At 48.8% G+C, this 12,865-nt stretch carries 13 protein-coding genes; all 13 read left to right on the top strand.

Annotation, left to right across the window (positions count from 1 at the left end; genetic code table 11):
• Positions 1–265 precede the first annotated feature (265 nt).
• The 13 genes from K0H60_RS09410 to K0H60_RS09350 all read left to right on the top strand — a co-directional run bounded on the left by K0H60_RS09410 (position 266) and on the right by K0H60_RS09350 (position 12,678).
• Positions 266–607, top strand: a complete 342-nt coding sequence (locus K0H60_RS09410; RefSeq protein ID WP_220057968.1) for a hypothetical protein — start codon at positions 266–268, stop codon at positions 605–607.
• A gap of 88 nt (positions 608–695) precedes the next feature.
• Complete coding sequence (locus K0H60_RS09405) at positions 696–1,148, top strand: acyltransferase (RefSeq protein ID WP_220057967.1); 453 nt, start codon at positions 696–698, stop codon at positions 1,146–1,148.
• A gap of 81 nt (positions 1,149–1,229) precedes the next feature.
• Positions 1,230–1,556, top strand: coding sequence for a DUF7716 domain-containing protein (locus tag K0H60_RS09400; protein ID WP_220057966.1), 327 nt, complete (start codon positions 1,230–1,232; stop codon positions 1,554–1,556).
• A gap of 64 nt (positions 1,557–1,620) precedes the next feature.
• The gene (locus tag K0H60_RS09395) at positions 1,621–2,448 is read left to right on the top strand and encodes a hypothetical protein (RefSeq protein ID WP_220057965.1); all 828 of its coding nucleotides are present in this window, start codon (positions 1,621–1,623) and stop codon (positions 2,446–2,448) included.
• A 614-nt stretch (positions 2,449–3,062) separates the two neighbouring features.
• Positions 3,063–3,962: an ATP phosphoribosyltransferase gene (hisG, locus tag K0H60_RS09390; protein ID WP_220055393.1), complete on the top strand. Its 900-nt coding sequence runs from the start codon at positions 3,063–3,065 to the stop codon at positions 3,960–3,962.
• Positions 3,963–3,965: 3 nt separating this feature from the next.
• On the top strand, positions 3,966–5,267 hold the full coding sequence (gene hisD / locus K0H60_RS09385; protein WP_220057964.1) for a histidinol dehydrogenase: 1,302 nt from the start codon (positions 3,966–3,968) through the stop codon (positions 5,265–5,267).
• Positions 5,268–5,333: 66 nt separating this feature from the next.
• Entirely contained in the window at positions 5,334–6,539 is a 1,206-nt protein-coding gene (gene hisC, locus K0H60_RS09380; protein ID WP_220057963.1) for a histidinol-phosphate transaminase, read from the top strand.
• A gap of 82 nt (positions 6,540–6,621) precedes the next feature.
• Complete coding sequence (hisB, locus tag K0H60_RS09375; protein WP_086903653.1) at positions 6,622–7,713, top strand: bifunctional histidinol-phosphatase/imidazoleglycerol-phosphate dehydratase HisB; 1,092 nt, start codon at positions 6,622–6,624, stop codon at positions 7,711–7,713.
• 147 nt (positions 7,714–7,860) lie between these two features.
• Positions 7,861–8,526 (top strand): imidazole glycerol phosphate synthase subunit HisH, encoded by a 666-nt coding sequence (gene hisH, locus K0H60_RS09370; protein WP_220057962.1) that lies wholly within the window; start codon positions 7,861–7,863, stop codon positions 8,524–8,526.
• Positions 8,527–8,629: 103 nt separating this feature from the next.
• A complete protein-coding gene (gene hisA, locus K0H60_RS09365; RefSeq protein WP_220057961.1) occupies positions 8,630–9,367 on the top strand; it encodes a 1-(5-phosphoribosyl)-5-[(5-phosphoribosylamino)methylideneamino]imidazole-4-carboxamide isomerase in 738 nt (245 codons plus the stop codon).
• Entirely contained in the window at positions 9,349–10,122 is a 774-nt protein-coding gene (hisF, locus tag K0H60_RS09360) for an imidazole glycerol phosphate synthase subunit HisF (RefSeq protein ID WP_011622565.1), read from the top strand. The genes hisA and hisF overlap by 19 nt, the downstream gene beginning before the upstream one ends.
• 44 nt (positions 10,123–10,166) lie before the next feature.
• Positions 10,167–10,826 (top strand): bifunctional phosphoribosyl-AMP cyclohydrolase/phosphoribosyl-ATP diphosphatase HisIE, encoded by a 660-nt coding sequence (hisIE, locus tag K0H60_RS09355; RefSeq protein ID WP_023267317.1) that lies wholly within the window; start codon positions 10,167–10,169, stop codon positions 10,824–10,826.
• Between the two features lie 664 nt (positions 10,827–11,490).
• On the top strand, positions 11,491–12,678 hold the full coding sequence (locus tag K0H60_RS09350; protein ID WP_220057960.1) for an aromatic amino acid transport family protein: 1,188 nt from the start codon (positions 11,491–11,493) through the stop codon (positions 12,676–12,678).
• The last annotated feature ends 187 nt before the right edge of the window (positions 12,679–12,865 follow it).

The following is a 12,865-nucleotide window of genomic DNA, read 5'->3' as shown; positions in this document are numbered from 1 at the left end:
TCCTTTAATAGGGTTAACATATACAGTTCAGAGACGGCTAAATCAGGGTAAATTAGTCAGCAAGCGTTAAAGAGCCTGATTCCGTCGCCGCAGTGTAATTAAGCCCGCCTAATAATACCAATAGTTTCAGTCCTGCGCCGAATTCAACGCGAACATAGTTATATGGGAGAATATTGCGAAATTTGGCGGCCAGTCGACAATACGCTTTAATAGATTGGCGCTCATCAGCCACGGATGAACGTTTATAACGCGACAGGATGATTCGATGAAATACCTTTCAGGCTTTTTACTATTGTTGGCTTTTAGCCACGCTTCATGGGCAGGTTGTGATGAAGTGACCTCGCAATGCCTCGTTATTGATGGGCAGGAAGAGCGTTCTGAATCCTGTGAGATCGCGATTTGCGCCAATATTAGCGAATACATAGTTGATGTCTCGCTAGAAAATGGCGGTACCATTTTTATGAGGCAGGATAATCAATCGCAGCTTATTCGTGTTAATGGCAAGCAAGGAATCTTTATTAGGCCATCCCCCGAGAAAATCGATCAAACCTGTTATGCTATGGCAGATAAAAGCCTAACTTACTGCTTGCCAGATGCAGTGCTGTAATGAATATTGACAACCGTACACTTTAGACGGCAAAACAGACTGCAGACCACTCTCTATGAGTGGTAAGCGTGGAGCATAGAGGTTAACCATGCAAACGACATTATCTTTGTCACAATATGTGAAAAAGCGAAATGGTGTTCCGCTCGGTGCCAATCACTCGATGAGGAATATGCTATCCCGCGCCCTTGGCGCTAAGTCATTCCCCATTTTTTGGCATTATTGGAATCCGATTTGGGGTTATTATTTATCACGCAATATTATGCGTCCTCTCAGTCAGTTTCTGCCCATGTGGCTTGCCGTCTTGCTCACCTTTTTAGTCAGTGGTGCGCTGCATGATCTCGCCGTTGCTCTGGTTAAATGGCAAGCCATGTTCTTTTTTACACCTTGGTTTGGCATCATGGGAGTTATCGTAATTGCCTCAAGTAAATATGGTCTGTCCTACGGTGCATTGCCTTGGATTATGCGGGCCTTGATTAATTTACTGTTTATTTTCTCATCATTTTCGTTAACCGAATTAATGCTGAGTCTGTTGAGGCCTTAAGCCTAATTCTGTCGGTTTAATTAACTCGCCTTAATTAACTCGTGTTGATGATATAATGATGCTCGCACAAAAGGATATATCATGCGATTAACATTAACCTTGGAAACCCTATTATCCCAACTCGGTTCTTTGTCGTGGCACTTGGATGTGTATAAAACCTTAGAGCAACCATTGAACCCCACAATGACAATGTTAATCATTGACGATGAACTTGAAGAGGAGCGCGACCAACAGGATGAGCCTCTCTACCCGCAAATCCAAGGTTATCAATACTTTTTAAGCATTGCGGATTTACAAAGTATCAAGGCTAATTTAGTGCAACAGCTGCCTAATGCCACTTTGCATGACATAATTCATGCCGTCAGTTATTACTATCAAAACGATGCTTATATGAATTTAGAGAGCTAACTGCTTTAATTAATTTTATAAGATAAATTAAACCCAATTATTAAAAGATAATAAAGAATCAGATATGGATAAAAAAGCAAAAAGGATTTTATTCTCCACCTATTGGAAGAATGGTTGGATTGACGCAAAAAATAGAAGTCTCTCCGAGTCCGACTTTAGCTACGCCAAATCAAAAGGATTGATGTTTGATCCTTTAACGATCTCCCACGATGAATGCATCATTGCCATCACAGCGCTAGTAAAAGGCATTTCGCAAACACAAGTAACAAAAGGATTTTTAAGCAGTCTAACCTCTAGGCGATTGGATTGGCGCTCATCCCTTGCATCCTATGCTATCGCCCAAAAAATTCCATCACACCAATATGCGCCTGTCATTTCAGGCACTTCTTATACGGATGGTGAACCAACTGCACACTCCTATACCTGTAGCATTTGCCGAGACAGTCAATATGGCATCCGAGGAAGCGAATCCTATAACGAGATGGATATTAACGTATTCAATTTCGAGCGTATAAAATGGGGCGGCGTGCGCCATGGGGATATTTTGTATACCTATTTTGATTTAAGCCAATTTATTAATGCCGATATTCCAGAGCCGACGTCAGATGATATTGCCTGTTTTAGGGAGATATTAACGATTATCGAAACGTCAGACCCGAGCGATTATCCTAGCGCACTAGAGAAAAGATTAGCGAGTGTAATTAAATCGAGTAAAGCGGAGCGACAAATATTAATCGAGATATTAGCCAGTCTGGGAGTCTTAAAACCTCATTGTTTCGATAGACAACGCAAAGGCAAAAATGACTGGGTATTTGCCGAATATTGGCGTGGTGAAGACAAATATTGCCAACAGACAGTTGATCGACTGTTTGGAGAATATTTAACACGCTAAAAAGGATGTCACGCGCTAATCCAGCATTAGCGCTGTACCTGATACTTAGCCTCAATCGCCAGCCGAATTTGTCTAAACGCAGCGTCGGCTTTGCGCCTATCCCCTAGGAAACCTCAAGTATTCGCCCCTCCTTGCGATAAGCAGATTATCGTCCTGCGACCACCAAGATGAAACATTTTCACAAAACGCATAAATATTCTTATTTAGTTAAAATTAGCTGTTGCAAACGGCACAGAAAGCGGTTAGCTTAAAAAAACGTTCGATGGATAAGTATCCACCAACACCGAATTCAACAGAATACAGAGTATAGAGAGTCATATGAGCCCATTACTGAACGCTATCCACCATCATCACCACCATATGCGGTAGCCTTCGGACGCTCACTGCCGGAGGACTGTATCCTTCTGGCGGACTGATTCAAAGATGATCACTAACCCCTGGAAGGAATTCCGGGGGTTTTTGCTTTTAGGCTTTTTAACTTACAACTTAACTCATGTTTAGTATGTAATTTCAATATGTTAGCTAGACAAACACCGGCAAAACATAGAAACCAGTTAAACCATGCGACAAAAGAATATCATTTTGAATTTGTTAACTTTGAGCGAGACAAGACTATGACTGAATCAAACCGTTTACGCATCGCCATCCAAAAATCTGGCCGTTTATCCACCGACTCTCAGCAATTGCTCAAGAGCTGCGGCGTTAAGTTTTCCATTAATGAACAACGTCTTATCGCACACGCAGACAACATGCCCATCGATTTACTCAGAGTGCGTGACGATGATATTCCAGGACTGGTGATGGATGGCGTGGTCGATTTAGGCATTATTGGTGAGAACGTGCTTGAAGAAGAGCAGATTGAGCGTCAAACCTTAAATAAACCCGCCGAGTTTGTGAAGTTACGCCAACTGGATTTTGGGGCCTGCCGCCTGTCATTAGCCGTACCAAGCGAATTTAGCTATGCCGATGCCTCATCCTTGGAAGGCTTGAGAATTGCCACCTCCTACCCCAACCTACTGCGCCGTTTTATGCAACAAAAAGGCATAAGTTATCGCGACTGTATGTTGAAAGGCTCGGTTGAAGTCGCGCCGCGTGCAGGGCTTGCCGATGGCATTTGTGACTTAGTCTCCACCGGTGCCACCCTTGAGGCCAACGGTTTATACGAGACCGAAGTCATCTACCGCTCCATGGCCTGTGTTATCCAATCGACCCAAACCCAAACGCCGAGCAAACAAGCGCTAATTGACAGAATTTTATCCCGCGTAAACGGCGTGATCCGCGCCCGTGAAAGTAAATATATTTTGCTGCACGCGCCTACAGAAACCTTAGATCAAATTGTCGCCCTGCTGCCCGGCGCCGAAAACCCAACGGTGCTGCCATTAAACGACGATACTAATCGAGTGGCCATCCACGCCGTCAGTACCGAAGATTTATTTTGGGACACCATGGAAGAGCTCACCGCGCTCGGCGCCAGCTCTATCCTCGTAATGCCAATTGAAAAAATGATGGGGTGATCTATGGATATTTTGACTTGGGCAGCCTTATCCGCCGATGCACAAAAAGCCGCGCTCCAACGCTCACCTTTAATTGGTGACAGCGGCTTAGAACAAAGTGTTCGGGCGATTGTCGATGCCGTTGCTAGCCGTGGCGATGCGGCGCTGAAAGAGTTTAATCAAAAGTTTGATGGCTTTAATAGCGCCAATATCGACAGTCTGCGCTTAAGTGAAAGCGAGATTAGCGCCGCCAGCGCACGAGTCTCGGCAGAACTAAAAGCCGCCATTGCCCAAGCGATGGCCAATATTGATGTGTTCCACAGCGCGCAGCAATTTCGCCCCATAGAGATTGAAACCCAAGCGGGTGTTCGCTGCGAGCTTCGTAGCGAACCGATTGAAAAAGTCGGTTTATATATTCCCGGCGGCAGCGCGCCCCTTATTTCGACCGTGATGATGTTGGCCCTGCCCGCTAAAATTGCCGGTTGCGAAAAACGCGTACTGGTGAGTCCACCGCCGATTAACGATGCGATTGTGTATGCAGCAAACGCCTGTGGGATCACCGAAATTTACCAAGTGGGCGGCGCGCAGGCCATTGCCGCATTGGCCTTTGGCACTGAATCAATTCCCAGCGTCGATAAGATTTTTGGTCCTGGTAATCGTTATGTCACCGAGGCCAAACGCTTAGTCTCCCAAGATGGACGCTGTACTGTGTCTATCGATATGCCAGCGGGACCATCCGAGGTGTTGGTGATTGCCGATAGTGATGCCAATGCGCAGTTTATTGCCGCGGATTTACTCTCCCAAGCGGAGCATGGCCCTGATTCTCAGGTCATTTTAGTCACGGATTCTGAGCCATTAGCACAAGCTGTCAATCAAGCGCTCGCGTCTCAACTGGCCGCCCTGCCGCGCCAAGAGATTGCCGCGACCGCACTAAAAGGCAGCCGCACCATTTTGGTAAAAGATATGCAAGAAGCGGCGCTCGTGTCGAATCGCTATGGACCCGAACACTTAATTATTCAAACCCGTTTCCCACGGGACGTGCTAAATCATATTCGCGCCGCAGGCTCAGTGTTTTTAGGCGCCTATACACCTGAATCGGTTGGGGATTATGCCAGTGGGACTAACCATGTATTGCCAACTTACGGTTATAGCCGCGCGGTATCAAGCCTCTCCTTGGCAGACTTTAGCCGCCGCTTTACGGTGCAAGAGCTCAGTGCCAAGGGCCTGCTCGGACTCGGGCAAGCGGTGATGACCCTTGCCAGCAATGAGTTACTCGATGCCCATAAAAATGCGGTCGCGATACGCTTAGCCAGTCTTAAGGACTGATAGAAATAAGTAACGCAATCAACAGTACGCTTAATTAACGCCATAGCAAGACTTAGGATGAATAGGATGAGCCAAGTGCCAACTAGCCAAGCACCAACGAGCCCAGCAAAAACGAGCAATGTGCCTGTGACAAACATTCCGAGCGCCAATTGCGCCAGCAATACTCTCGATAACAATATTCTTGATAACATAAGCATCGAGCCAACAACCCTTGCCGCACGTCTTGCTCGGCCCGAACTGCTCGAGTTAACGCCTTACCAAAGTGCTCGCAGGCTGGGTGGTCGAGGGGACATTTGGATCAACGCTAACGAATCGCCCTTCAATAATGTGGCGGTTGCCGAACTCGATTTATCTAAGTTAAATCGTTACCCCGAGTGCCAACCGCCCGCGTTAATCAATGCCTACAGCCAATATAGCGGTGTAGCAGAGAGCAAGATTGTCGCCAGTCGCGGCGCCGATGAGGCCATCGAACTGCTTATTCGTGCCTTTTGTATCCCAGGCATCGACGCTATTGCGACCTTTGGGCCCACTTACGGCATGTACGCCATTAGCGCGCAAACCTTTAATGTGGGCGTTAAGGCATTAAGCTTAACGGCTGAGTACGGTCTCCCAAGCGACTTTGCGACGGCCGCACGCGGCGCTAAGTTAGTGTTTATCTGTAATCCCAATAACCCAACCGGTACTGTGATTGACAAGGCGCGCATAGAACAAGCCATCCAAGCCCTGCCCGATGCCATTGTTGTTGTCGATGAGGCTTATATCGAGTTTTGCCCAGAATATAGCGTCGCCGATTTACTCGAGTCTTACCCAAACCTTGTGGTGCTGCGCACCCTTTCAAAGGCCTTTGCCTTAGCGGGCGCCCGCTGCGGCTTTTTGCTCGCCAATGAAGGAATTATCGAAATCATCATGCGGGTCATTGCGCCCTATCCAGTGCCACTGCCCGTGAGTGAAGTGGCCGTGCAAGCGCTGTCAGCTGCAGGGATTGCGCGGATGAAAACCCAAGTCAAAGCGCTCAATGCTCAGGGCGAGCGACTCGCGGCGGCGCTGAATTTGTACTGCGAGCAATGGGGCGGCGCCGTGCTAACACCCAATGGTAACTATGTGCTCGCCGAATTTGACGACGTGGCCAAAGTGGCAAAGCTACTTATCGACAACGGCATTGTCGCGCGGGCCTATAAGGACCCAAGGCTGGCTAAAGCCATTCGTTTTAGCTTCAGCTCTCAGGCTGACACCGACCGCTTAGTGTCGCTATTTGAATCGCAAAAGCTGTGAGCATTTAGCGCAAGTCTTGTCGCAGCATTGGCCTAATAAACTGATTTTATAAAGATAACAAACTGAATTGAAAGGTAGCAGCATGAACCCAGTATTTACTCCTAATGTCGCCCAGAAAATACTCTTTATCGACCGCGATGGCACCTTGATTGAAGAGCCCATAACCGACAAACAGGTCGATAGCCTCGCCAAACTGGTATTCGAGCCCCAAGTGATCCCCGCCTTACTGCGCCTGCAAAAAGCCGGGTTTAGATTGGTGATGGTTAGCAATCAAGATGGACTCGGTACCCCTTCCTTTCCGCAGGAAGATTTCGATGCGCCGCACAATATGATGATGCAAATCCTCTCCAGCCAAGGGGTTAAGTTTGAAGATGTACTCATCTGCCCGCACTTTAACGATGAAAATTGCAGCTGCCGTAAACCAAAATTAGGGCTGGTGAAAGACTTTTTGACCCAAGGCACCATCGATTTTACCCAGTCCGCCGTGATTGGTGACAGACACACAGATGTAGAACTGGGCAATGCCATGGGGATAAAAAGCTTTCAATATCAGCGTGGCAGCCTAGGCTGGGACGCCATTGCCGATGCCTTACTCAACAAGGGCCGCACCGCAACTGTGGTACGCACCACCAAGGAAACCGATATTCGCGTGACTGTCGATCTCGACAATGCCAGCAAAGGCGCCATCAACACCGGCATTGGTTTCTTCGACCATATGCTGGATCAAATCGCCACCCACGGGAATTTCAAAATGGAGGTGAATGTCGATGGTGATCTTGAAATAGACGATCACCACAGCGTTGAAGACACTGCATTAGCAATCGGGGATGCACTGCGCCAAGCGCTGGGCGATAAACGCGGTATTGCCCGTTTTGGTTTTAGTTTGCCAATGGATGAGGCCAAGGGCGAATGCTTACTGGATCTCTCCGGCAGGCCTTTTATTAAATTCGCCGCCCAATTTGAACGGGAAAAAGTCGGTGAAATGGCCACCGAAATGGTGCCGCACTTTTTCCGCTCCTTTGCCGATGGCCTACGCTGCACCCTGCATGTGGCCGCCGAAGGAGACAACGATCACCACAAGGTCGAAGCACTATTTAAAGTACTTGGCCGCGCGCTACGTCAGGCTGTCAAAGTTGAAGGCGATGTGTTGCCATCGAGTAAAGGTGTGCTCTAACACCGTGCTAAACCTGAGTTAGGTGCTTAATGACCTGATGCAGATTGATTAGCGAATAATACAAAGCCTGATGATTTTAACGAGGGGCAGTTTAGGAAATGCGGCGACAAGCCACTTCCCCCACTGACCCATCAATAGGAAAACCCAATGTCAGCAAACATAGATGAATTTGATGTTGTCATCATAGACACAGGTTGCGCCAACTTAAGCTCGGTCCGTTTCGCCTTTGAGCGCCTCGGCGCTAAGGTGTTAGTCACCGATGACAAAGCCAGCATTAAAGCCGCTAAACGTGTGGTACTGCCAGGTGTCGGTAGCGCTGGCGCCGCAATGGCATCATTAACTGAAAAAGCCTTAGTCGAATTAATCCAAGGGTTAACTCAACCCGTGCTGGGCGTCTGTTTAGGGATGCAAATGCTTACTCTGCTCTCTAAAGAACGCGGCGGCCAAACGCTGGATTGCCACGCTTTAGACTGTAAGTGCCTAGGCATTATTCCAACCGAGATTGACGAGCTAGACCGTCAAACACTTAAGGCCGAAGGTTTACCTCTGCCGCACATGGGCTGGAACCAACTGACCTTTAGCAATCCGTCTCAGGTTCACCCGCTGTTTGCCGGTGTTCCGGCTGGCAGTTACGTGTATTTTGTGCACAGCTACCGCGCGCCATTAAGCGACTACACCTTGGCACAATGCCGTTATGGTGAGGACTTTAGCGCCGCTATCGGTAAAGACAACTTTATGGGCGTGCAATTTCACCCTGAGAAGAGCGCCGCCGTGGGTGCACAAATCCTAGGTAACTTTTTAAAAATGCAGTAAATGCAATCGCTTATTGTGTTTGGGAAGAACCAGCATTTTTCAGCCATAACATTCAGCAATAAAGCGCGGCAGCAATGCACCAAAAAGAATTTAAGGACAACAGATGATCATTCCAGCAATTGATTTAATTGATGGCCAGGTAGTTAGGCTCTACCAAGGGGATTATGGGCAGCAGACCACCTTCGATTTAAGTCCGCTGGCCCAGTTGCAATCCTACCAAGACCAAGGAGCAAACTGGCTGCATATAGTAGATTTAACTGGCGCCAAAGATCCCGCTAAACGCCAAACGGCTTTGATTGCTAAGCTGACAGCAGGGCTAAGCGCCAATATTCAAGTGGGCGGCGGGATCCGCACTGAAGAGCAAGTCGCCGAGTTATTATCCCTTGGGGTTAAACGCGTGGTGATAGGCTCGCTCGCCGTCAAAGAGCCAGAGCTAGTCAAAGGCTGGTTTAACAAGTTTGGCAGCGAGGCAATTTGCCTAGCACTGGATGTCAATATCAATCAGAACGGCGAGAAAATCGTCGCGGTTTCTGGCTGGCAAAGCGGTGGCGGTAAGAGTCTAGAATCTATCGTCGAAGACTTTAGCCAAGTGGGGCTTAAACATGCACTGGTGACAGACATCAGCCGCGATGGCACCCTCACAGGCGCCAATACCGAACTCTATCGTGAGCTATCCAGCCGCTATCCCGATATTGCTTGGCAAGCCTCGGGCGGCATTGCCACCCTTGAGGATGTTGCCGCCGTCAGAGACAGCGGCGCCGCGGGCATCATTATCGGTAAAGCTTTACTTATCAATCAGTTTAATGTGGCGGAGGCAATCCAATGCTGGCCAAACGAATAGTCCCCTGTTTAGATGTGAAAGATGGCTGCGTGGTCAAGGGCGTACAGTTTCGCAACCATGAAATTGTTGGCGACATAGTGCCACTCGCGGCGCGTTACGCCGCAGAGGGCGCCGACGAACTGGTGTTTTACGATATCACCGCCAGTGCCCATGACCGTGTGGTCGATAAGTCTTGGGTGAGCCGAGTGGCAGAGCAAATCGATATCCCCTTCTGCGTCGCTGGCGGCATTAAAACCATCGGCCAAGCCCGCGAGTTACTGGCCTTTGGCGCGGATAAGATTTCGGTCAACTCACCCGCTCTCAGCGATCCGAGTTTAATCTCGCGCCTGCAGGATGAATTTGGCCGTCAATGCATAGTGATCGGCATAGACTCTTTTTATGATGCGGCGAGCGACAGTTATAAAGTAAAGCAATTTACCGGCGACGAAGCCGCCACCAAAGAAACCGCTTGGTACACCCAAGACTGGGTCGAAGAGGTACAAAAACGCGGCTGCGGCGAAATCGTGCTCAATGTGATGAACCAAGATGGTGTCCGCGGTGGCTATGATATCAAACAGTTAAGCCTAGTACGCCAGTTGTGCGACGTGCCCTTAATCGCCTCGGGCGGCGCTGGCACTATGGCGCATTTTCGCGATGTGTTTATCGAGGCTAAGGTGGATGCTGCGCTGGCGGCCAGCGTATTCCATAAGGCCATTATCAATATCGGCGAGTTAAAACAGTATTTAGCGGCCGAAGGCATCGCCATTCGCCAGTAACTCAACATCAGTAGCGATTGATACAAATAATAAGGTATGCAGATATGACAACTGGAACCACTTCAAGCTGTTGCCAAGGCCCAGCAAGTGCAGAACTGGTCAATAGCCTCGACTGGGAAAAACAACAGGGGCTTATCCCTGCGGTTATCCAAAATCACTTATCGGGCAAGGTGTTAATGCTCGGATTTATGGATAAAGCCGCGCTGCAGCACACGCTAGCGACCGGTGATGTGACGTTTTTTAGCCGCTCTAAGCAACGTTTATGGACCAAGGGCGAAACCTCGGGCCATACCCTAAAATTGGTTGCCATCGATAAAGACTGTGATAACGACAGCTTGCTGGTGCAGGTGTTACCCAATGGCCCAACCTGCCATAAAGGCACCGAAAGCTGCTGGCTCGATGGCAATGCTCACCCCTTTTTAAACAATCTGGCCGAGCTTATCGCCTCGCGTAAGGGACAAAACCCTGAGTCGAGCTACACCGCTTCCCTTTTTGCCCGTGGCACTAAGCGCATCGCCCAAAAAGTAGGTGAAGAAGGATTAGAAACCGCCTTGGCTGCAGCGACCCACGATAAAGAGGAGCTGATTAACGAGGCATCGGATCTGGTGTATCACTTGTTAGTCTTGCTTGAAGATCAATCACTGAGCTTAAGTGATATTAACGCCAACTTGCTTGCCCGCCATCAAAAAGCGCAGCAAAAGTAGTCCGCTTTCAAACCTCGAAGCACCACTCTGCCGCATTCCTTTTGGTCTGCGGCAGAGTACTCTTGATTTTGCATTCAGTTACGGCCTATTCACTTGCCGTAACCAACAAAAGTTCAGCCTCCATAATCCACCTTGCTACTCTTAACCTCTGCTAAAAACGGCACGACGTCACACAAATTGTACACTTGGCCCCTGACAAAAAATCAGCAAAATACTGCTGTAATGGTTGACAAGTACACCTTAACTACCTATCGTAGTCTGCGTCCTCGAACCCGCACGAGGCATTAACGCAACTTATTAACATTTAAGACAAATTTAAAAACAGGCGAATTGCCTTCGTTATGTGATGTGACCAAGCCATTAGATGTGTTCAAGTCACTCGATGTTATTAAGTGCCGAATTAACCCCAAGCAAAGGCGAGTTTTATGCGTATTACCACAGCTTATTATCCCTATCTGTAGCCGCAATGGCATAGATAGGCACACCCGCCTGACCTTCCATTGTGGCCATATCCCCAACGATCCGCAGATTGCGCCACGATCACAATACAGGTACATCACGTACCCTTTAATTCCCAGTATCACGCGCCACTCTGCACAGCTCCTCAATAAAGCACTCAACTGAGACAGTTAAGCCATTAATAAAGACGTTTGAGCGTAAAGTTATGACACAAAATAAATTTTTCGGTAGTTTGCTACTGATTGCAGGCACCACCATCGGCGCGGGCATGCTCGCACTCCCTATCGCCTCGGCAGGACTCGGTTTTGGTGTGTCGAGCCTGATCATGTTGCTCCTCTGGGCGCTGATGGCCTACACCGCCCTGCTTATGGTTGAAATCCATCAATTTGCCCCGAGCGATGCAAGCCTGAACCAATTAGCGCGCACGCTTTTGGGCGCTAAGGGCCAAGTGATTGCCAGTGTTGCCCTCATGTTTTTACTCTACGCCCTGTGCGCCGCCTATATCGCGGGTGGCGGCGAGCAAGTCAATCAAAAGCTCAATGCTTGGTTAGGATTAAATCTGCCGCCACAGGCCGGCGCCATCTTATTTACCCTGTTAGTCGGCACCATAGTCGGCTTAGGCACCCATTGTGTCGATTTGATCAATCGCGTGCTCTTTAGTTTGAAAATCATCGCGTTAATCCTAATGCTGGCCCTATTACTGCCACAGGTCGAAGGCACACATTTACTCGAGTTGCCACTAGAGCAAGGGCTTATCGTGTCGGCCATTCCAGTTATTTTTACCTCCTTTGGTTTTCATGGCTCGATTCCATCCGTGGTGCGCTACTTAGGCGTTGAGGTAAAAAGCCTGCGTAAAATCATGCTGCTCGGCTCGGCGTTACCGCTACTGATTTACCTGCTGTGGCAACTGGGCAGTCAAGGCGTACTCAGTCAAAGCCAACTGATGACGAATCAGAGTCTTTCAGGCTTTATCAATCAGTTAGCCAGTGTACTGCACAGCCAATACTTAAGTTCTGCCATCAGTGTGTTTGCCGATCTGGCGCTGGCAACCTCCTTTTTAGGGGTGAGCCTAGGCCTGTTTGACTTTATAGCGGCGAACTTAAGGCAGCAGGATAATGCCGCGGGTCGCAGTGTTACCGCCGCCATTACCTTCGTGCCACCTCTGGGTTTTGCCCTCTTCTACCCGCAGGGATTTATTACCGCCCTCGGCTATGCGGCGATCGCCCTCGTGATCCTCGCGATTTTTTTACCCGTGGCCATGGTGTGGGTACAAAGACAAACGCGCGATAAGGCCAACCAGCCTCAAGGTTACCGCGTCGCAGGGGGGAAGCTCGGTTTACTGTTAGCTATGCTCTGCGGAGTGGCCGTGATTGGCGCTCAGCTTTTGGGATAAGCTGCGCGGATAAACAATCGCGATAAAGCTATTTTACTTTAAGCCGTATAAGTGCATGTAAAATCAAGATGAATAATGACAGGCACTCAGTCTTGCTTCGCGCAAGATTGCCAAGTTCTTTATTAGTCAGCCAGCGGCTTGAGTGTTAAACTGCCGCTAATCCCGCTTGCCGCTGAGCATCGGCAGC

Origin of the sequence: Shewanella mangrovisoli (assembly GCF_019457635.1) — a bacterium.
GTDB lineage: Bacteria > Pseudomonadota > Gammaproteobacteria > Enterobacterales > Shewanellaceae > Shewanella > Shewanella mangrovisoli.
The sequence above is the reverse complement of the archived record's forward strand: the minus strand, read 5'-3'. Positions and strand labels throughout refer to the sequence as shown.

Bases quoted from the DNA above. Each gene is read 5' to 3' on its own strand.
- K0H60_RS09400 (WP_220057966.1), top strand. From the start codon at position 1,230: ATGCGATTAACATTAACCTTGGAAACCCTATTATCCCAACTCGGTTCT.
- hisH (WP_220057962.1), top strand. From the start codon at position 7,861: ATGTCAGCAAACATAGATGAATTTGATGTTGTCATCATAGACACAGGT.
- hisC (WP_220057963.1), top strand. From the start codon at position 5,334: ATGAGCCAAGTGCCAACTAGCCAAGCACCAACGAGCCCAGCAAAAACG.
- hisA (WP_220057961.1), top strand. From the start codon at position 8,630: ATGATCATTCCAGCAATTGATTTAATTGATGGCCAGGTAGTTAGGCTC.
- hisG (WP_220055393.1), top strand. From the start codon at position 3,063: ATGACTGAATCAAACCGTTTACGCATCGCCATCCAAAAATCTGGCCGT.
- K0H60_RS09410 (WP_220057968.1), top strand. From the start codon at position 266: ATGAAATACCTTTCAGGCTTTTTACTATTGTTGGCTTTTAGCCACGCT.
- K0H60_RS09405 (WP_220057967.1), top strand. From the start codon at position 696: ATGCAAACGACATTATCTTTGTCACAATATGTGAAAAAGCGAAATGGT.
- hisB (WP_086903653.1), top strand. From the start codon at position 6,622: ATGAACCCAGTATTTACTCCTAATGTCGCCCAGAAAATACTCTTTATC.
- K0H60_RS09350 (WP_220057960.1), top strand. From the start codon at position 11,491: ATGACACAAAATAAATTTTTCGGTAGTTTGCTACTGATTGCAGGCACC.
- hisF (WP_011622565.1), top strand. From the start codon at position 9,349: ATGCTGGCCAAACGAATAGTCCCCTGTTTAGATGTGAAAGATGGCTGC.
- hisIE (WP_023267317.1), top strand. From the start codon at position 10,167: ATGACAACTGGAACCACTTCAAGCTGTTGCCAAGGCCCAGCAAGTGCA.
- K0H60_RS09395 (WP_220057965.1), top strand. From the start codon at position 1,621: ATGGATAAAAAAGCAAAAAGGATTTTATTCTCCACCTATTGGAAGAAT.
- hisD (WP_220057964.1), top strand. From the start codon at position 3,966: ATGGATATTTTGACTTGGGCAGCCTTATCCGCCGATGCACAAAAAGCC.